This window comes from Microcoleus sp. AS-A8, from assembly GCA_039962225.1.
Lineage (GTDB): Bacteria > Cyanobacteriota > Cyanobacteriia > Cyanobacteriales > Coleofasciculaceae > Allocoleopsis.
Window position 1 is genome coordinate 233,444 of the sequence record JAMPKV010000007.1, and the last position, 19,503, is coordinate 252,946.

Sequence of the window (19,503 nt, forward strand, 5' to 3'; positions counted from 1 at the left end):
AAACCTTTCGAGGCTTTTGTTTTGAGGCGCTACATATAGATCCCCCCTACCCCCCTTAAAAAGGGGGGAGCCGGATCAGAGCTGTTGCAGATCATTGGGAAAACAATATCCGTCCTTGATTTTTAGGCGAGTGCAGACAAGGAGCAAGTACCTTTCTTGAGTAAGTAATGGGGGAGATTTACTTGGAGGTGCCAGACGTAGCCAGCAATCCCATCTCAAACGTGACATCATTAAGATTAGTCACTACACCAAGCTGATCGCTGAAAATCGCTTGACAAAAGCATCATTTAATACCCTTACAGAATTTACCGTAGTCTAAATGGGAATTTCAAAAACACTGCTCATTGGTCTAAAGGCAGACGATTTTCGCCATCCCCTAGATTTTGAAGCCACCCAATCCCTCAAGCAGGTGCCAGGGTTGGACTTGATGGTGCGGAATTTACTTGGCCCCTTAGCGGAACAGTTTTTTTACCTGAACAACATCGCTGCCAGCGTCTTGGTGGGTGAAAATCAACTGCCACATCTTCATAATCTCCTCTTAGATGCTTGCAAAACGCTAGATTTAGATCCACCCCAACTTTACGTACACCAGCATCCGGCACCTAATGCTTATACCTTCGCTATGCGGGGTAAGCAGCCTTTTATTGTGTTACACACATCCTTAATTGATATGCTCACGCCGGAAGAAATTCAGGCAGTGATTGCTCATGAACTAGGACATCTCAAATGTGAACACAGCGTCTACCTGACGCCGCTTAATATCATTATCCTAGCCGCTAGTTTAATCCCGACTTGGGGTTCAGTCATTGCTCAGAGCGTACAGGCACAGCTATTGGAATGGGTACGGTGTGCAGAATTTACGTGCGATCGCGCCGCACTCCTCGCCACTCAAGACCCCAGAGTCGTGATGTCAGTTTTGATGAAACTTGCTGGCGGTTCCCCCACTCTCGCCCCCCAACTCAACCTAGATGCCTTCATCGCTCAAGCGAGAGCTTACGACGCCATCAGCAATACCGAACTCGGTGAAATGCTCAAATCAGCACAAACCGCTCAGCTCACTCACCCCGTACCCGTACTCCGAGCCAGAGAGATTGATCGTTGGGCCAGCTCACAAACTTATCAATCTTTGTTGCAGGGACAAAAAAACGGGTATAATGAGAAGGTTGCTCCCCAGGGCGGGTGGCGAAATTGGTAGACGCACCACACTCAAAATGTGGCGGCCTTTGGTCATGAGAGTTCGAGTCTCTCCCCGCCCACTGTTATCCAGAGGCAACACTCATGACACAACGACTCAAGCGATGGGAATCTCCCCGTCGCCAGGGAAGAAACGACAAGGGTAAAGGTGGTTCTGCCAGGGCGAGACAACTCAAAAAGCAACAGCAGATGCTGAGGAAAAAGCTTCAAGAGGGTCAAAATGCAGACGACCAGAATAATCAACAAAATAATCCCCAGGGAAGAAGAATTCGTTCTCTTCCCTTATTTTTTGGTTTAAGCCCCTTAAAACAGGACTTACGCACTGTACAAATCACATGAGTATGACGCGACGCTGTTGGCGGCAAATCATACATTAACGATTCGGTCAATGCGTAAGTATAGTTGTTGCCATCAAGGTTAGGACAGATTTAATGGCTGAAATGACCACGTACCAGTAAGAAACATAAGAGCCTCCTCACGCTTAGCTCCGGTGCCTTCTGTCCTCACGCTTAGCTCCGGTCTGCCTTCTGTCTTTGCTAGAACTTTAAGAAAATTCAATCCTACCCATCAATCAACCCACAGGAATAGATTGACGACTCCTGGAATTCCCTGCAAACTTTTGCGAGTGTTTCCTAGTTTTAGCCGCTTTTTGGTCAAAGTCAGAAAAAAGTTCCTGAAGCCTTTGAGTATAAGGCAATAACAGTGGTATCTGAGTGGGTTCCAAGCGAGCCATGATTTCATTGACAAGAAAGCGTAACATTTGCCTCACCAACTCACCTGTCACGCCGATGTTAGGAAAAACCATGACACACAAAGGCAGTAATTCCTGTTCTATCGGTGCCATCTTCTTCTCTAGAAAACATAGCCAGAGGTAGAGTTGAAACATCTCCAAGTCTCGGATAGCCGAACTCATGACTCCTGGTTCGTTTAAATTTCCCCGACGAGTGCGATGCTCACAGTAAACTTGAGCCATCCGAGCATAGACGAGATGAGCAATTTCTTGGGTAACAGGTAAGAGTTGCTCAACAACTTTAATGATAGGTAAATTAGGAGGATACTGAGCCGCCGTATTGCAGACTCGTTGCCAGGGAATACACACTTGCTCTTCTACAAACTTGAAGTAGGGAGTCAGCAACACTTGTTCGCAGGGGGTAAGCTTCTCTAACAGTAAGTTACTGCTGAAGTGAAAGTGCGTACTGATGAAGCCAATGGTACGCGGATCGGGAGCTTGGTTTAATCGCTCGCGCAGATGCCATAATACAGGTTCCAGTCCCGTGACTAGCTGTTCTAGCATCGGCTCTGCCCACTCTTTATAGAGAGCGATTGAACAATTCACTGTCCCAATCGAGGAAGTTGCCGTTATTGCTGTTGGTCTTGCTAGCAACGAGGATAGGGAAGGCGATTGCTGCAAGTAAATGGATAGGGCTTTCTTATAAATGTGTGCAACATAGGGCGATAGTTGCCTTGCTTGTGCCAAATTTACTATGTTCGGAATGTAAGTAAACAGAGGGCTTGTCCGCATCCCTGCCGACTCGAAGTTATTATGGAGAAAACGCTCTAGCTTAGCAACTGTTTTTGCTCTCCCTGAAGGAGAAGCCACTTCAGCTAACTCAGAGACAGTGGACGGATTTGTCTCTAAACGCAGCATGGACAAGTTCGGTACGTAACGCTTTGCCCACAACTGTACTAGGCGATCGCCCGATTGAGATGACGACTGTTCGAGAACCGATACATGGGAACTGAATTGGTATTTCATTAAAGAAAAAAATTGAAGGTGAAATATTTGTCGGTGTGGAGTATTTCAGTTGTTGCATACTTTGCCATAGGCATTCTCTGCCTGAACTTGCACACTGAAAAGCGCAGGCATCCGTATTGGCAGTCAAAAAAAGTCTTGCTAAATCTAAAGTCAAGTCAGCACCCTAGCCAACGGCTTGACCCTAGGGAAGATCAACATCACCCTGGTAAAAAAGGTTTCTGGGTTTGGTCAGTAGCAAGTGGTTTGCATAATCTGTGTGGAGATGCCAGAACCTAGCCCTGACCTTTTTCAAGCTAAGGTTATTGAATGCGTAAAGCGACTGAAGCTGGAAGATGCGATTGTAACACTTGATGTCTTTAGTATACAGTATCCACTCCGAAAAGCAAACTTTTGTTAACTATCTTAACGTTTTTTACCGTAATATTATCTTTTGGCTTTTACCTTAGCCTTCGGGCAATCTGCAAACTCTAAAGTAATATCCGAGCAGACGTTTTAAGCCAATTCAACAATATTCTTTCTCATTGGTTAGAGAATAGACCTGTTGCCAAATTCGATAACGGGTTATGCTCACCCTACGATCGATTGCCAGCTCACCATATTTTGATAAAATTACTGACCGAACCTGTCTGTGCAGGGAAGAATCGGCGAGCAATCCTGGTAAAATCTCCCTCCAGGCGGCGATTTAGGAAAGGTAAAGCAAATCCTGAAAATGTGTAAGGAGAGATAATTTGGCTAAGCCGAATGCCTTCCGGTTGCGGAGGTTAATGTTTATCACGCTGCTTGTTATGGCTTTTGGCTTTGTTATTGGCTTAAGCTGGTACTCCCATAAATCCTCTCAGGGAGCATTTAGAGCGAAGAATTCAACGTTACCACCTGCGTCTGTTGTACCACCCCGCCCAGAAATTGCCTCAAATTCAGGAGGTAAAAGCTTACCAACACAGAACCCTGTTGAGACTTCCCTCTTCCCTGCCACTGCCAAACCAAAGGCAATTGATGGGAACCCTCTTGCTCAAAACCTCCCACCAGAGAGTACAACCTCATCGGGTGATGTCCTCAGCCCAGAAAGCCCATCCGGAGAGCAACCTACCATCAGTTTTGGGGTTTCCCCAGAGTTTCAGGCAAAAATCATAAAAAAGATAACACCGTTAAATCAGCAGAAGGTGATCGCACTCACCTTTGATGATGGGCCTTGGCCTAGCAATACATTAAAAATACTGGAAATCCTGAAGAAAAATAACATCAAAGCTACATTCTTTTGGGTGGGACAAGCACTGAAAGAGCATCCACAAATTGCTAAGCAGGTAGTGGCGGAAGGTCATGCCATTGGTAACCATACCTGGAACCATTGGTACCGTCGGCTAGATGCCTCTACGGCTGCCCGCGAACTGGATGACACGGCACAACTGATCTATAAGACGGTAGGGGTAAAAACCTCCCTATTTCGACCACCCGGAGCTGTAATGAATAATGGGGTTGCTGACTACGCCATCCAGCAAAAGAATGCGATCGTTATGTGGTCGAATGACCCAATGGACTATCGCCCACTCCCTGCCCATCAGTTAGTCAATAATGTCATCCGCAAGGCGCATCCCGGAGCAATTGTACTGATGCATGATGGGGGCGGCAACCACCCAGCAACAGTACAAGCTCTCCCGCAAATTATTACCAAACTTACACAGCAGGGATACAAGTTTGTGACTATCCCCCAACTGCTGAAAATGACAGACCCAAAAAAGTCGGAAGTAATCGCGAAAAAAGATTGGTCTTCGAGTTTTCTAACTCAACCCTAGTTTATTCCTTTACCTTTACACAATTTTTACTAACGGTGATCGATATAAAAATGCACTCAGCTAGATAAGTAATCTGAGGCAATGGCAAGCTCCAAAAGACGTAATTTAGAGAAGTCATCAATAGTTATTATTTATGCAACATTTCTCATTGCTGTTAATAGTGACGCGGCGATTGTTGGTGAGTTAAGATCCCGTAGATTGAATTGAATTCCTGAATTTATCAGCTAAAAAATTTACTTCGGCTGAAAATTTTTTGATTTTATCAACAGGAACAATTAAGAGAAGTAAACGTCTATTTAGATAGTTTGGCGTTTGGTGTGGGATTAATGAATTTGAGTCTTATTGCATCAAAGAGTGGGCTGATTTTGGCAGTAGTGGGAATTGTCTTAACCGAGATGACCGCAGGTATTTCGGCTTCTGTAGCTTCCCCAACTAATGCTTCGTCGATGAAGTTTTCTGGTCAAGAAGAAAGCGTTGAGCTAGCACAACAGTTATCTGTTAGCCAAATGACGAAAGATAAGGAGGAGAAAACAGATAAAGATGACGATGATGACAAGGACGACGATGATGAGAATGAGTCGATGGCACAAGAGTGCAGTTGCAAGGATGCCGTCTTCAAGGATGTTTCTCAAAAGACTGGAGTTGAATCATCGAAACTCCGAATTGTCAAAGTAGAAAAAGAAACCTGGTCGGATGGCTGTTTGGGTCTGGGCGACTCCAACAGCATGTGTACTCAATCGATGGTTCCAGGTTGGCGGGTAATTGTCGCTAGCGGCTCCCAAAGCTGGGTTTATCGCACCAATTTAGCGGGTACTGTAGCCAAGTGGGATGAAGTCGCAACTCAAACTCTTGCCAGTAGCCAGACAACAACGCAAACAACCAGCCGGCAAGAGGTGATCACCCGTACCAGTGAGACGATGCAATCCGTCACGGGTGGCAGCAACCAAAGTAGCAGCCAAAGCTCTCAAGCCGAGGGTAGCACCCAGATGAGCGAGGGTGTCAGCACCGAAACACAGCAGCAGCAGACAAGCATGGCTCGCCGTAGCTCTCAAGTCAGCTTTAGCGATATATCCGAAAGTTACTGGGCGAGAGGTTTCATTATGGAACTGGCTCAGCGAGGTATTCTGACTGGATTTCCTGATGGTAAATTTTATCCAGATAAACCCGTAACTCGCGGCGAGTTTGCCGCGTTGCTTGCCTCCGTTTTTAAGAAGACTAAAGTTCGCGATGCGATGAGTTTTCGGGATGTCTCAGCTAGCTACTGGGCTTACGAGGGTATCCGGGAGGCTTATGAGATGGGCTTTTTAGGCGCTGCTTCTGGCAGTCAATTCAAACCCTACCAAAGCCTAACTCGTCTGCAAATTTTAACGGCGTTGACGAAGGGGCTAAACTATACCTCATCGAGTAGTTCCATCGAGCAAATTTTGGCGGTTTATCGCGATGCCGGCGCGATCCCTGCTGAGGCTCGCAGCTTAGTTGCAGCAGCAACAGAGCGGGGCATTGTAGTGAACTATCCTAATAGCAACACTTGCAGTCCTAACAAGGTGGCAACGCGAGCCGAAGTCGCGGCATTTCTCTACCAGGCGATGGTTAATAATGGCGAGGCGACGGAAATTTCGTCGCCCTATATCGTCGGCAAAGAAACCAAATTCAGGGAAGCCGGGGAAATGAGGGAAGTGGGTGGAAGCGATCGCGAAAAACCCCGCCGTCAAAACTGCAACCAAGGCATTGGCAATGGAGCAGAAGGCTGTGATCCTGGTAACTCAAGTCCTCGCGGGGGTAGTAATGATGAAGGTGGACGGACGCCGGGAAATCGCCCACGATAATTAGTTCGTTTCGTTCCCCTAGATGGGTGCATAAAAGTCGATACTTCAACCGATAAGTCAGTAATTGAGTATCCTTTGATTTTGACCCCACTGGCTAGCGCAGCTCAGTGGGGTTTTTTCATTAAATTTTTTGAGAGTCTTGTCCTATTAGCTGGAGAAGCATTGACAAGAAAAGCCCAGCAGTGAGCTGCTGGGCATCATGGCTTGTAGCAAATGCACCAACGAACTTAATACCCTGTTATGGGCTGTAGCCGACTGAGGGGAGGTTCACTCCCCCTTATCACCCGTCAAGAAACCTCAGGGGAGTGGGGAAAAAGTCTGCTATCTTTGACTGCAACTGGGTATAACCCTGATGTCTGCCAAAGATGAATTGATTGTAATCATTAATTACTTCTACCCATCGGGTCATTTTTGCCCTTCACTTCTGTAATTGGAGGGGATTGGTTAAAATTAGCACCGGCTGCCATGTCATCATCGATAAAAAAAGTGACATGCACAGGGCCATAACGCTCTCGAATGACAGTTTCAATGCGTTCAGCAATTAAAGGCGTGAGTTTAGCCAGATCTGGCTGCACAATTAAGTGCATCTGAACATAGACCAAGCGTCCCACCAAACCTCGTGAACGAATGTGGTAACAGTGCGTAACGCCCTCAACTTGGCGGGCAATTTGAGCCAAAACTTCAGGTGCGATCGCCGTCTGCTCTACCATCAGCGGGAACTGCCAACTGACCACTTGCCAGCAACTTCCGGCAGCTAGCAGCACCAGCACAATCGCCAGGAAGACATCAAGCCAACTAATACCCCACCACACGCCCACCAGTCCACCAATGACCAATAGGGTCAGCAACACATCTTTGAACAGTTGACCTGCATTAAAGCGTAGGGCAGGATGACTGAGAAGTCTCCCTTGGTAAAGACCCAAGATAGCCATGCCTATGCTCGTTACGACTAGAACGCCTAATACCTGCATTAAAGGCCAACTGACGCGAACTGGAGAGCTTCGGGTGTCTCCTAAAACCGCACCTATTAGCTGCTGAGCCGACAACCCAATTAAATTTAAACCCGCAAAGCCTAAAATGGCGATCAGCAGAAACGTGATTATGACATCACGTTTACTCTGACCGTAGATGGGGTAACCGTTGGGGCGATAAGCTTTCAGCGTGAGCAAACTTAGGAAGGTGCTGACGCTAGTGAGAAGCGTGTGCAACGACTCTGCCATGAGACTGAGCGATCGCACTCTCCAAGCGGCTGAAACTTTGACTGATAAAATGAGCAACATCAGCCAGAAAGAGGTGAATAAAATCAGACGAACTACCTGAGCGCGGTTTTGTCCTTCAGTCATGGCCTGATGCTGCATTTATCCAAACATTATCGATCATCACTCAGCTTGACTGTGTAATTCACGAGCGATAGTGATGCCTTGCACAAGACGCAACGCTGATGCTGTCCTTGCTAATCTTTTGTTTTCTAACCGCTCAAAGCTTATGCCAGAACCTTCTACAGCTCATCAGTCAGCTTCATTGGACGCTATTGACCTCGATGCTCTTGATATTCAACTCCTGGTATTGGATATTGATGGGACAATCGCCGGTCGATCTAACGAAATCAACGAACCAGTGTTGCAGGCAATCCGTTCGGCTCAGGCCAAGGGGATTCAGGTGGCGATCGCCACGGGTCGAATGTATTGTTCTGCCTTGCGCTTTCATCAAGCCGTTAATTCCACCCTACCCTTACTCGCTTACCAAGGCGCGTGGATTCAACACCCTGCAACCGAAAAGATTTATCAACATCTACCCGTCTCGCGCAGTACCGCAGAGCAATTGTTGGATTACTTCGAGAGTGAAGCGTTGCGCTCTCTGCTGTCCGTTCATTTCTATATCAACGACCAATTGTATGTTCGGGAAATCACCTCGGAAACAAAAATCTATGCCCAACGCTCCGGTATTCAACCCCAGCCCGTGGGTGACTTGCGTAATACTTTAAGCAATGAACCAACAAAAATTTTAGCCTTGAGTGATGACACGGCCATTATTGACCAACTCTGGGGGAGTTTGCGCCAACAATATACCCCAGCCGAGCTATATTTGACCAAGTCGGTGGCAACCTTCTTTGAAGCCACTCATCCTGCCGTCAATAAAGGGGCTGCTGTACGCTACCTAGCCGAAGAACTTCTGGGACTTCAAGCCCACAATGTGATGGCTATAGGTGATAATTTTAATGATGTGGAAATGCTCGAATACGCAGGTTTAGGCGTTGCGATGGGCAATGCACCAACCGAGGTACAAGCTCTAGCCCAGTGGGTTGCCCCGACGGTTGAACAAGATGGTGCAGCGGCTGCCATCGAAGCCTTTACGCTGTAACCCACCAACCCAAACAAGTTATAAAAATCAGAAAGGGAACCGACGACTGGCCGTGTTTCGTCTCGGTTCCCTGACTGGTTCGCTCCTCACACAACCAGAATGATACCTGAAAGTTGTTGATTTTGTCACTACCTGTGGCAAAAATTTTTTTGTTGTTATGTAAAAATATCTTCATAGCTCGATCGGAGCGGTTACATGCAGGTGGTTTTGTAGGAGCGATCGCAGCAACTTTTGAGTAATCCCCACTAACCCCAATCTCGCCTGAGCAAGCTGAGGAGTCTCGGTTTTGACCTCTCCCCAAATGCGGCAGGCGCTGTAGAATTTTTCAAACCCATGACTTAAAGCATTCGCCAGTTCGATCACACCGGCTGGAGTAGGCAGCGTCAGTTGCTCGGTTCCATCTAAAACCTGCGCTATCAACCCTCGTTCTGCCGGATGCTTTAACCGCAAGCGTATGGGTTCCCACTCCATCGGTGAGTTGCCATCAAGCCAGGGAATGGGGTTAGGCTCAACCCATGCCCAGTTTGGATTGATGCTGTCTAAGCCGCTCAAGTTAATTAACCTTTGTCGGTGTGCCAAGCGCAGGAGTGAGCAGCAGCGGGCATGAGCATATTGAACTCTAAACACAGAGTTAGCCTGGTTTGCTGGTTCAGTTCGCTGGCTTTGAGCAGGAATCTGAGGGTGTGGTGAGTATGGATGTTTAATTTCTGCTTCCCTATCCTCCGGTTCCCCTAGCCTGTGAACTGCTATTGACGAATCCTTGGCCCCATGTGATAAAACAAGGGGTATTTGAATCAACTGTTGTAACCAGGTGGCTAAACCGCGATCGCTTAGGCGAAACTGAATCCAGCCTGGAGAGAACACCTCAACGCTGAAGTCTAAGCACACTTGGCTAGGACTTGGAGGCTGAGTCTTGAAAGTTTGACTTTTGATGGCTTGCTGCCCCCAGTTGCCCGTTTCTGCATTAATCGTATTTTGAGCGCTGATTGCCATGCCCTCAGCCAATTGATGTGCGATGTCGAGGGGTGGCAACTGCCAGAGGGGTGCAAGCTGAAGTGCGATCGCAGAGCGATAAATGACTCCTCTATCATCAGACAAACGATGCACAGGAATCGTTTCAACCGTTATTTTAAACTTGTCAAGTAACTCATTTGTGACAAGACTCCTACCCAATAAAGCGCTCGAAGCTAAGATTTGTTGCTGCAAAACTGGCTTAATAGCGACAGAATTCCCCAACAAACTTATACTTAGTGACCAACAGTTGGAAGTATTTTTTGTTACTTTTGACTCCATGTAAGATCTAAAAAAACTGGCGTTTTGCTCACGCTATCGTATATGAATTCATCATCCTCCGCATCAGAGGCATCTCGACCATTTTTAACTTGGCAACGGATTATAGACTGGGCGCAGGAACATTACCGCTATCGGACTTTCAGTAAAGACGAGCGAATTCCCGCCCGTACTGGATTGTTGTATCTAGTACAGAGGGGGGCAATTCGGTTAGTGGGTACGGCGCAAGTGAGTGCGAGTACCGGCAAGACAGCGTCTAAATTATTGAATCCGACAGCCGATGAAACTTTTTTAGGCTTTGTGGGAGCGGGTCAACCCTTTGAAATTGTGGCGCAATCGCCATTTACGCTGCAAGCTTATTCTCACGTCGATCAAACTTCGGTGGTGTGGATGTACTGGCATGACTTGGACAATTGGCCTCACTTTCGTCGGGAAGTGTTAGATGCATTTCGGTATCAGCATCAGCGTAAATTATTGTGGCTGAGTACCTTAGGACAACGACGAACGATTGATCGACTATTGGGATTTCTTACGTTATTAATAGAAGAATTTGGTGAACCTTGTAGCAATGGATACTGTTTACCGTTCCCTTTAACCCATGCACAAATTGGTAGTGCGATTGGTTCTACTCGTGTGACGGTGACTCGTTTGATGGGCAAACTTCGGCAACGTGAACTGATTTGTACCAAAGGAGATAATTTGATTTGCTTACCATCTCAAGCCATAGAAATTTCTCATAATTAAACCATTTAAGTTGGGTAGCCTACCTAGCGGCATCTATGGCATAGTTAGGCTTTAATGCCCCAAACAGTGCGTAGCCTCGTCTCGGCTCAGACCGTGAGCGGCATCAGTATCGACTTGCCTTAAGACTTCTACTGAGTCTAGCTTGTACCCGTTGCTCATAATTAACCTTCACTCTTAGCCGTTAATATTGAAGAAAAAAGAGCTGTTTTTGGGTTCGTTTACCTAAAAATCTATCTAAGTAAGTAAAGCTAATACTCAGTAAAAATTCGACTTTACCCTTGAACTGAACTTTCGGGATTCAGCCTCACAATTTTTTGGGCTAAACCAAAAGTACTTAAAACTTGAATCGCCCACCAAGTTACATCAATTTCCCACCAACGCTGTCCAGCTTTTGCCACATTGGGGTGAGCATGGTGGTTATTATGCCAACCTTCTCCATACGTTAAGAGCGCTGCCCACCAAAGGTTACGCGAGCCATCATCTGAAGAGAAATTACGATATCCTCGCAGGTGAGCTGCCGAGTTAATCAACCAGGTGCTATGCCAGAGCAATACTGACCTTAAGAACATCCCATAGATGACAAACGACCATCCTCCTAACCCATACAACAGCAGTCCCAGGGGAATTTGCAGAAGCAAGTAGTAGCGATTCAACCAACGGTAATAGGGGTCACGGTCTAGGTCAAGCGCAAATCTTTTATAACGCTCGTAGTTGAAAAACTCTTCGCGGATGTAAAAAAGCCACAGCATATGGCTCCACCAAAAACCTCGCGAAGCCGAGTAAGGGTCTTTGTCTTCATCCTCGGTATAGAGATGATGCATCCGGTGTGCGGCAACCCAGGTAATTGGTCCTTCTTGAAGGGCGAAGGCACCGATAGTCGTAATAATGTATTCCAACCAAGACGGCACCCTAAAACTACGATGAGTTAAAAGTCGGTGATACCCTAAACAGATACCAATGCTGCCAAATAACCAGTGGAGAAGTATCATTACTCCCAAAGCTGACCAAGAAAAAAACCAGGGAGCCAAAAGAGCCAAAGCGTGAACTGCACCAATAAAGGCAACAGTCGTCCAGCTGAGAGCAATGGGCTGCTTGCCCTCAGGGACATTTGATTGTCTAGTCATGAATCTTTCCTAAAAATGCTGTGAATAATTCAGGGTTGGTGCGGTTACTTCTAGGTAGCGCTATCTGTGTCCCCAGAGTAGTCATCCAGTATTCCGGCACCAGTTGCTTGCCTCACGCCCTCTTCTGTTTTTGCCTGATCGGGAAAATCAGTTTCTCCAAATACGGAAAGTTGCCAAAATCCCCAAACCTGGCTTCTGAAATCTGTTCCGAGTTGGCTGACTTGCGTCAAAACTTCTGCCCAGTTATAAGCCGTTTGAAGTTTGGTAGCCCACTCTTTTGCTGTTTGTCTTGAGAGTTCATCCGGTTGATTGAGTGAATCAGACTCTGGAACATTCATCGTTAGTCCCAATAGTTTTTATTAACATTCACTTGAGAAAAGTTACTTTTGCAGAAAAAAGAGCTATATCCTTACAAAGAACGAATTTCAGAGTTTATGTACTGAAAGTATGCGACCTTGGAGAGATAATCCCCGCGCTGACAGTTTCAGACATGGATTGTGCCATTTGGCATCGTGGTGTCATGCAGGTTGGCACTCGTTAAATCGGCTTCATCCAGGATGGCTTTGTATAAGTAAGCTCTACTTAGATCGGCACCACTGAAGTTAACTCCACTCAAGTTGATACCATTTAAGCGTGCGCCACTTAGATTAGTCCCCTGGAAATCCCTTCTACCGGCTGCATATAGCCTCAACAGTTCAGTAGCATCCATTTTCTTTCCTCTTAATAAAAAACTTTTATAAAGCTGTATTTTTGCTTGATGAGCGATTAGCGATCGCTTATTTCCGATCGGCTATAGATCCAGCCTCAACAAGCTTGGCTAGTGAATCGCTATCGAACTCATTCAGAGCTTTGCACAGATTTTCAAACTGCTTGTATTTCTCCAAGCTGTACTGACCTTCATCCATGTGTAATATCTGACAAAACTGCTTGTAATCAGTTTTCCAGTGAAAGGTGTTGAGAGCTTGAACAAAGGCTTTGATTGTAATCATTTAAAATGTCCTGATCAATAAGTGTAGAGAATAGAGCTTTAGGGCAATTTAGTGAGTGTTTGTGGATTTTTTGGGTCTCAAAAGTTTTTTAAACTACCTGCTATCTCTCCGTGATTACCCTAGATATTCTTTATCTTAATTGATTTGAGCAGAGAGTAATACAAAGCAATTGTATCAATAATCTTTTAACCTTTATTAAACCCTTTAAACTGAATTTATTCAACACCCTTTAGAGAGACATGTACTTAAAAATCGAGGTAATTATCAAGATTTACTAACATCCAAAAGCGGTATTAGCGGAGGCAAGCTTGAACAAATTTAGAGATAGCTAGCGAGAGCTTTCCCTCATAAGTTTCTGCCAATTCATCCTCAAAAATTGTTAACTCGCTTGGCTGACCCCGCTTGATATCGACGGCAATTACTTGCGCCCCTTCCTCTTCTAAATCTTCAATGTAACCCCCTAAGGACTGTTTAGCTTCGTTGGCTCTTGCAAAAGAACCAAAGTAGTAGATACAATGAGGTTCTTGGGTGATAATTTCGACCCACCAAGCCATTCCCATGTTCTCCAAATAACACGCAAAACACCCTTGATTATTTTCCCAATTTTTTCTGCTCATTCTTCGCGAGTCCTTTTGGTGGACTTTTGAACTTAAATTGATATTTTTTCTAGCGATAAGGGCAACATTTTTTATCTATATACTGCAAAAAAACGTAGTTTCTCAAAAATGTCTTATCAACTCAAAAGAGGCAAAGAAAAAGATTTATTTAAACTATATTTCTCATTAACACGCAGTTTGTTGCAAGGAATGAGGACGCTAGAAACTTGACAAATTTGAATTTCTAGTTGGTCTGAAGGCAGGGCTTCAAATAACACACGCTGCCCCGGAAAAACTACTTGCTCCCAAGGCGAATTTGGAAGAGTCCGGATAATTTGAATTTTGCAGGTGTCGTTGATATAGAAGCAGAGAATTTTTTCAGGAGAATTATTAAGAACAGAATTTAAAAAAGTCATATTGATAATTCCTTTAAAAAAGGAAATTTGTTTTCAGTAACCTAATACTTCCTGAGGGAGATTGTTGGTTAGGGAGGCGACATCCCTAAACGGCAAGCAGTCACAGAATTTTATAAGTGTTCGTCTTTACTAAAACTTGGTGAGCGCGAAAGTTGTAAAGCGTTACAGTGAAAGTCTTTCATCCGCCACGGCTTTCTACCTGAATCGTTCGAGAGAGGGTGCAAGACTTATTTGTGTACCAATAGCGAGTCTCAACCCAGTCCTGCGAAACTTGCCAACTCGTCACCTGGGGAAGGCGATCAAACTTTAGTCACCGGATAGTCTGGTGATAAGTTCAGACACAACCTGCCTTAAGGCTCAATACCCGCCTAATGTTGCCGATGAGCGCCACTACCCGTGAGAACCCAAAGTCCGTGATTCAGAGCAGACGGAATTGCGGATGTAAAAGAGGGCGCTGTACCTCTGGAACTCAGTCAAATCTTCAGAGCTTTGCTGATGCTGGGTTTTTGCCTACCTCCGCCTCCAAGGCGGCAGCTATTTGAACTTTTAGGTACGTTATCGTACTCACTATTAAATATAACACTTATGTGCGTCAACGTACTAAAAAACTTTGTTACACTGGTTATGTAAGCAACTAGCCGTAGAGCTTGTTCTTTAGAGATTTCACCTTTTGACATCGGAAGCGGAACCTTTAAACCGCACCTTGTGCCGTCAGTTGTCTTTTTTAAACACAACTGGCTCAAGGAGTGTCTCCATGCCCCTGTCCAACCCCCCCCGAACGCCAGGGGAAAACCGACTTTTGGCTGCTCTCCCCAGTGAGATCAAAGCACGTCTAGAACCCAACTTGGAAAGGGTTTCGCTGCCTTTCAAGGAAGTTCTCTACGAGTCCAGAGAAGTCATCGAGTACGTCTATTTCCCCATTAATGGCGTAGTCTCTCTGCTCACCATTGTGGAAGAGCGCACCCTAGCCGAAGTGGGTCTGGTAGGCAATGAAGGCATAGTCGGTCTCTCGGTTTTCTTGGGAATCGAGGCAAGTCCCTTCAAGGCGATTGTGCAGGTTCCTGGGGAAGCCATGAGGATGAAGGCGGATGTATTCAAAGACTTCGTCAACCCAGATAGTCCGCTTTACAGCCTGCTGCTGCGCTACACGCACGCGCTGATGTGCCAAATCTCGCAATCGGCGGCCTGCAACCGTCACCACTCAGTGGAAGAGCGTTGCTGCCGTTGGCTGCTGATGACGCGCGATCGCGTGCAGTCAGACCAGTTTCCGATCACCCATGAGTTCCTCTCCCAAATGCTGGGGGTGCGCCGCGCCGGTATCACGGTGGTGGCTGGGATGCTTCAAAAGGCGGGGCTGATTCGCTACAGTCGGGGTCAGATGACGATCCTTGATCGTCCAGGTCTCGAAGCGGTTAGCTGCCAGTGTTATCGGCTTGTCAAAGAAGAAGAAGACGGGTGCATCCCTTGCGTTGCATAACTGTTTTGAGAAGGGACTTTTAGAGATAAGGAAGACTTGGGGGACAAGGGGGATAGTACTGAGACAATGGGATGCTCCCCAAGTTGGGCAATTCAGAATGTTGACAGGATGCGATAGCTGAGTAATGAGTATTTTCACTCACCGCTAATTTGCACCAATACACTTCTTTTCCGAGGGCCATCCAAGTCAAAAAACAAGATTGATTGCCAGGTGCCGAGAGCCAATTTACCATCCACCACAGGAATGACTTCACTGGTACTCAACATCATCGCTATCAAGTGAGAGTGAGCATTCATGGGTTCATCCGGAGGGACATCTCTTAAGTGAAGGTCATTATGGAGATACCGCTCTGATTCAGGAGCCAACTTCCTAAAATGTATCTTTGTATCTTCGATTAATCTTTTTTCATATTCATTAATCGCTAAGGCTGTGGTTGTATGGCGTGAGAAAACGATGACTTGACCGTTTTTGATGCCTGTTGTCTCCAGGATTTTCTCAATCTGAGGAGTGATATTGTAAATCCCAATTCCCTTGTCTGTCTCTACTTCCAGGAATTCATTTGTGATGTGCATCGAGTCACCTGCTGCGGAACCAGCGTATTTTTAGAACTTTTTGGGCGAAAATCACTGTTGCTATCCTCTCATGGGTCGCTAACGACATGACCATCCCTTTTGTAGAGGAGGCATGAATGCACGTTACGTAAAATTTGGTATAGTTCCCTACTCAGGGAACTGTTGTTCTGCTAATCTGTTTGAAAATTAGATAGCCTAACTTAAATAAACACAAAGATTGCTGGATAATTTTTTAACATTTTTTAACAAAAAGATGATCAAACATTTTTCAGAAGAGTGGATTAATGAATGGTGCCAACTCAACGGTTGGACAGATTTATATATTGAGCGCTGTCACTACTGGGCTTTCCCACCGGGAGCCGTCATGCCTGAGCCAATCCCCACGGACGTGCTCAAAGTGATTAAAGCGGAAAAGGGATTATGTGGTGAGGAACGCTGGTGGTCAATGGCAGCGGTGGTGGTGAGTTTAATGGCTGCTCTTTTGAGCTATTGCCTGAAGTCCCCCATGCCAATCGTTGTGGCTTTTGCTTTTGGGGCGATCACGGTGGGTCTTCTTGAAGTTGAGTTGAACTAGGGTAACAATCCGCTATCTCTGCGCCTAGGGAATTCTTTTAGTCCCTGGAAAACTCCGCCTCACCTCCTAGTCAGCCCTCGATTGAAGAGTCTTACTTTGTTGAGGTAGGCGGACTACCCATAATTTGCCAAAAGAATTAAGCTGAGTGCTAGATAAAGATTTAAACTCAGGTTAACTAGCTGCTGTGAAAATTCTGCTAGTGGAAGATGATGAGCTTGTTGCCGAAGTTCTCAAGAAAGCTCTTATAGCTCAGCATTATTTAGTCGATTTGGCGGCTGATGGTCAGGAGGGTTGGGAACTAGCAGAAGCGTTTGAATACGATCTGATCTTGCTGGATTTGATGCTGCCGAAGCTAGACGGTCTTAGCTTTTGCAAACAGAGAAGGGCAATAGGCGATCGCACCCCGATTGTGATGTTGACAGGTCAGGATACCAGCACCAGCAAAGTCATCAGCTTAGACACAGGCGCTGATGATTATATCATAAAACCTTTTGATTTGCAAGAACTCCTGGCGCGAATTCGAGCCTTGCTGCGTCGCGGCAGTTCAAACCTAACACCCGTGCTGGAGTGGGATTGCCTGCGTTTAGACCCCAGTAACTGCCACGTCACCTATAATGAGCAACTGTTGCATCTCACCGCCAAGGAGTACGGTCTCCTAGAGCTTTTCTTACGGAACACGCAACGAATATTCAGTCAAAGTGCGCTGCTCGATCATCTTTGGTCGTTTGAAGAACCCCCTTCAGAAAATACGGTTAGGGCGCACATCAAAAGTTTACGGCAGAAGCTCAAAAAAGCTGGAGCCGCCTCGGATTTACTAGAGACGGTGTACGGGTTGGGGTATCGATTGAAACCCAGAGAAGGCAAAGTAGCGCAGCCCTCCGCTCTATCGCAAGTGGCGCGGGATGTATCTCAACAGGCACCGCAGAAAACGGAAACAACGAGTACCTCACGTCCCGATTCTAAATCCACTGCAACCTCACAAATTCCCCCAGAACTGATGGTGCTTTGGGAACGGAGTAAGGAAAAATATCGCGATCGCATCAACATCTTAGAGCAAGCTGTGACCGCTCTGGTCACAGATACTCTCAGTGCAGAATTACGACAACAAGCTCAGATGCAGGCGCATACCCTATTAGGGTCACTCGGTAGTTTTGGCTTAATGGACGCCTCTCGTCTATCCCGTGAGATTGAACAGACGTTTCAAACCAACAGAACGCTGAATCCAGCCCAAAAAGAGCAGTTGTCTACCCAGGTTTTAGCCTTACGGCAAGTACTGGCGCAACCCATGACTCCTGTGGCATCGGTTGAGACGGTGCCACAAATCGATCTCAATCCACCGATGAGTGTAGAGCCAAAGCCTCGACTGCTAGTGGTTGACGACGATGTTGCATTGGCGCTGGCTTTAGTTTCAGAAGCTTCATCCTGGGGAATACAGGCAGACATTGCTAGCAATTTAGCTAAAGCTAGAGAGGCGATTGCCCACATCCGACCGGATGTTGTACTCCTAGACTTATGCTTCCCAGAGTCACCAGAGAACGGTTTCGATCTGTTAACGGAACTGACATTAGAGCAGCCGTCTGTACCCGTTGTTGTATTTACGGCACAGGAAAGTTTTACTCAACGGGTCAAAGTGGCTCGTTTAGGCGGACGGGGGTTTCTGCAAAAGCCTGTTACTCCGGCTCAAGCCATGGAAGCGATCAGCCAACTTCTGCAACAATCCAGTAAGACAGAAGCCAAATTGCTACTGGTAGATGATGATCCTCAGATCTTGGATGTTGTTCGCACCCTACTAGAGCCTTGGGGATTCAATCTGACGCTGCTAGACGACCCTCAGCAGTTTTGGGATACCTTAGAGCAGACAGCTCCCGATTTGCTGATTCTAGATGTCGAAATGCCCGAATTGAGCGGTATTGATCTTTGCCAAGTAGTCCGTAATGACCCACGTTGGAGTGAGCTGCCGGTGCTGTTTCTCTCGGCTCGCACTGATATAGAGACCATCCAATCGGTGTTTACAGTCGGTGCTGATGACTATGTTAGTAAGCCAATTGTCGGGCCAGAGTTAGTGGCTCGTATCCTAAATCGGCTGGAACGAACCAAAATTTTACGTAAACTCCGAAAATTTATCGGCTAATTACAATCCCTTGATTTCTATTGATAAGGGTAACGGTTAAAGCTTTAATGTAGAGTTTTTCACCATTAATTGTGCCATGAAGGCTACAATTATTTTAGGCAATTAAAGAACCGTAAGGCTTAGGCTCAGCTAATAACCAGTCTCTCCCAATGGAGTCTGGAATTAAATTGTTACGTAATCCGTACAATTCTCGTCTTGATCAATGCTTGAGTTGATGCTGAGAAAATCGATATGCCGTTCCTAATCGGTGTTTGATTTCTGGCAGTATCACTCCTCAAAAGAGCAGTACAATTCCACGGTTTGAGGCTAACAATCATCTAAATTGTCGATTCCAAGAGTAGAGATTTCTTGTGAGATGGGCATCCTGCCCGTCTGAGTCAGGCAACTTTAATGCACAACAGCTTAGCTGTGGTCAACAGGTTCCTAAAAAGCTAGAAGAGAGATGGACGTTCTATCCTCAGTCTGAGTTACAACACAATCGCCACCACAGGACAGCCGTGACGAAAAACAATAGGGCGGTGGGGAGTTCCGCATCAGCTCAGGAGATTAAACACGACTTGCCCCCACCTGACTCCGTCAGCGGTTCGCACGGCAAGCCCGTCCAATGGGGACACTAAGGTTAGAGGCGCTTTTCGGGAGGGCTAATCAACGGCACTCCACCTT

Annotated in this window: 20 protein-coding genes and 1 tRNA gene; 11 read left to right on the forward strand and 10 right to left on the reverse strand. The window is 46.2% G+C overall.

What is annotated here, in order from left to right; translation table 11 throughout:
• Positions 1 to 319 precede the first annotated feature (319 nt).
• The 3 genes from NDI48_13280 to NDI48_13290 all read left to right on the forward strand — a co-directional run bounded on the left by NDI48_13280 (position 320) and on the right by NDI48_13290 (position 1,533).
• Positions 320 to 1,195, forward strand: a complete 876-nt coding sequence (locus NDI48_13280; protein MEP0832174.1) for a M48 family metallopeptidase — start codon at positions 320 to 322, stop codon at positions 1,193 to 1,195.
• Positions 1,174 to 1,256: transfer RNA gene (locus tag NDI48_13285), tRNA-Leu, on the forward strand. The genes NDI48_13280 and NDI48_13285 overlap by 22 nt, the downstream gene beginning before the upstream one ends.
• A 22-nt stretch (positions 1,257 to 1,278) precedes the next feature.
• Positions 1,279 to 1,533: a hypothetical protein gene (locus NDI48_13290; protein ID MEP0832175.1), complete on the forward strand. Its 255-nt coding sequence runs from the start codon at positions 1,279 to 1,281 to the stop codon at positions 1,531 to 1,533.
• 232 nt (positions 1,534 to 1,765) lie between these two features.
• On the opposite strand, the gene NDI48_13295 is transcribed toward NDI48_13290, so the two are convergent.
• A complete protein-coding gene (locus NDI48_13295) occupies positions 1,766 to 2,950 on the reverse strand; it encodes a hypothetical protein (GenBank protein ID MEP0832176.1) in 1,185 nt (394 codons plus the stop codon).
• Between the two features lie 728 nt (positions 2,951 to 3,678).
• On the opposite strand from NDI48_13295, the gene NDI48_13300 reads away from it, so the two are divergent.
• Positions 3,679 to 4,740 carry a polysaccharide deacetylase family protein gene (locus NDI48_13300; GenBank protein MEP0832177.1) on the forward strand — a complete coding sequence of 354 codons (1,062 nt, stop codon included), beginning with the start codon at positions 3,679 to 3,681 and terminating at the stop codon, positions 4,738 to 4,740.
• Positions 4,741 to 5,066: 326 nt separating this feature from the next.
• Positions 5,067 to 6,566 carry an S-layer homology domain-containing protein gene (locus NDI48_13305; protein MEP0832178.1) on the forward strand — a complete coding sequence of 500 codons (1,500 nt, stop codon included), beginning with the start codon at positions 5,067 to 5,069 and terminating at the stop codon, positions 6,564 to 6,566.
• Between the two features lie 383 nt (positions 6,567 to 6,949).
• Here the strand turns inward: NDI48_13305 and NDI48_13310 are convergent, their stop codons facing one another.
• Positions 6,950 to 7,909, reverse strand: a complete 960-nt coding sequence (locus NDI48_13310) for a cation transporter (GenBank protein MEP0832179.1) — start codon at positions 7,907 to 7,909, stop codon at positions 6,950 to 6,952.
• Between the two features lie 142 nt (positions 7,910 to 8,051).
• On the opposite strand from NDI48_13310, the gene NDI48_13315 reads away from it, so the two are divergent.
• Positions 8,052 to 8,927, forward strand: coding sequence for a Cof-type HAD-IIB family hydrolase (locus tag NDI48_13315; protein ID MEP0832180.1), 876 nt, complete (start codon positions 8,052 to 8,054; stop codon positions 8,925 to 8,927).
• Between the two features lie 171 nt (positions 8,928 to 9,098).
• Here NDI48_13315 and NDI48_13320 read toward each other — a convergent pair whose 3' ends face one another.
• Positions 9,099 to 10,163 carry a DALR anticodon-binding domain-containing protein gene (locus NDI48_13320; GenBank protein ID MEP0832181.1) on the reverse strand — a complete coding sequence of 355 codons (1,065 nt, stop codon included), beginning with the start codon at positions 10,161 to 10,163 and terminating at the stop codon, positions 9,099 to 9,101.
• 99 nt (positions 10,164 to 10,262) lie between these two features.
• On the opposite strand from NDI48_13320, the gene NDI48_13325 reads away from it, so the two are divergent.
• On the forward strand, positions 10,263 to 10,961 hold the full coding sequence (locus NDI48_13325; protein ID MEP0832182.1) for a Crp/Fnr family transcriptional regulator: 699 nt from the start codon (positions 10,263 to 10,265) through the stop codon (positions 10,959 to 10,961).
• 272 nt (positions 10,962 to 11,233) lie between these two features.
• Here NDI48_13325 and NDI48_13330 read toward each other — a convergent pair whose 3' ends face one another.
• The 6 genes from NDI48_13330 to NDI48_13355 all read right to left on the reverse strand — a co-directional run bounded on the left by NDI48_13330 (position 11,234) and on the right by NDI48_13355 (position 14,086).
• Positions 11,234 to 12,085, reverse strand: a complete 852-nt coding sequence (locus NDI48_13330; protein ID MEP0832183.1) for a fatty acid desaturase — start codon at positions 12,083 to 12,085, stop codon at positions 11,234 to 11,236.
• Between the two features lie 50 nt (positions 12,086 to 12,135).
• Positions 12,136 to 12,423, reverse strand: a complete 288-nt coding sequence (locus NDI48_13335; GenBank protein MEP0832184.1) for a hypothetical protein — start codon at positions 12,421 to 12,423, stop codon at positions 12,136 to 12,138.
• A 146-nt stretch (positions 12,424 to 12,569) separates the two neighbouring features.
• Positions 12,570 to 12,794, reverse strand: a complete 225-nt coding sequence (locus NDI48_13340; protein MEP0832185.1) for a pentapeptide repeat-containing protein — start codon at positions 12,792 to 12,794, stop codon at positions 12,570 to 12,572.
• A gap of 67 nt (positions 12,795 to 12,861) precedes the next feature.
• Positions 12,862 to 13,074 carry a hypothetical protein gene (locus NDI48_13345; protein ID MEP0832186.1) on the reverse strand — a complete coding sequence of 71 codons (213 nt, stop codon included), beginning with the start codon at positions 13,072 to 13,074 and terminating at the stop codon, positions 12,862 to 12,864.
• A 293-nt stretch (positions 13,075 to 13,367) separates the two neighbouring features.
• Positions 13,368 to 13,691 carry a DUF1816 domain-containing protein gene (locus NDI48_13350; protein ID MEP0832187.1) on the reverse strand — a complete coding sequence of 108 codons (324 nt, stop codon included), beginning with the start codon at positions 13,689 to 13,691 and terminating at the stop codon, positions 13,368 to 13,370.
• A 116-nt stretch (positions 13,692 to 13,807) separates the two neighbouring features.
• Positions 13,808 to 14,086, reverse strand: coding sequence for a DUF1830 domain-containing protein (locus tag NDI48_13355; protein MEP0832188.1), 279 nt, complete (start codon positions 14,084 to 14,086; stop codon positions 13,808 to 13,810).
• A gap of 754 nt (positions 14,087 to 14,840) precedes the next feature.
• On the opposite strand from NDI48_13355, the gene NDI48_13360 reads away from it, so the two are divergent.
• A complete protein-coding gene (locus NDI48_13360; protein ID MEP0832189.1) occupies positions 14,841 to 15,563 on the forward strand; it encodes a Crp/Fnr family transcriptional regulator in 723 nt (240 codons plus the stop codon).
• 134 nt (positions 15,564 to 15,697) lie between these two features.
• On the opposite strand, the gene NDI48_13365 is transcribed toward NDI48_13360, so the two are convergent.
• A complete protein-coding gene (locus NDI48_13365; protein ID MEP0832190.1) occupies positions 15,698 to 16,135 on the reverse strand; it encodes a secondary thiamine-phosphate synthase enzyme YjbQ in 438 nt (145 codons plus the stop codon).
• Positions 16,136 to 16,388: 253 nt separating this feature from the next.
• Here NDI48_13365 and NDI48_13370 point away from each other — a divergent pair, with 253 nt between their 5' ends.
• The 3 genes from NDI48_13370 (at position 16,389) to NDI48_13380 (ending at position 19,457) form a co-directional block, all read left to right on the forward strand.
• A complete protein-coding gene (locus NDI48_13370) occupies positions 16,389 to 16,709 on the forward strand; it encodes a hypothetical protein (protein MEP0832191.1) in 321 nt (106 codons plus the stop codon).
• Between the two features lie 184 nt (positions 16,710 to 16,893).
• On the forward strand, positions 16,894 to 18,840 hold the full coding sequence (locus NDI48_13375; GenBank protein ID MEP0832192.1) for a response regulator: 1,947 nt from the start codon (positions 16,894 to 16,896) through the stop codon (positions 18,838 to 18,840).
• Between the two features lie 350 nt (positions 18,841 to 19,190).
• Positions 19,191 to 19,457, forward strand: coding sequence for a hypothetical protein (locus NDI48_13380; GenBank protein ID MEP0832193.1), 267 nt, complete (start codon positions 19,191 to 19,193; stop codon positions 19,455 to 19,457).
• Positions 19,458 to 19,503 lie beyond the last annotated feature (46 nt).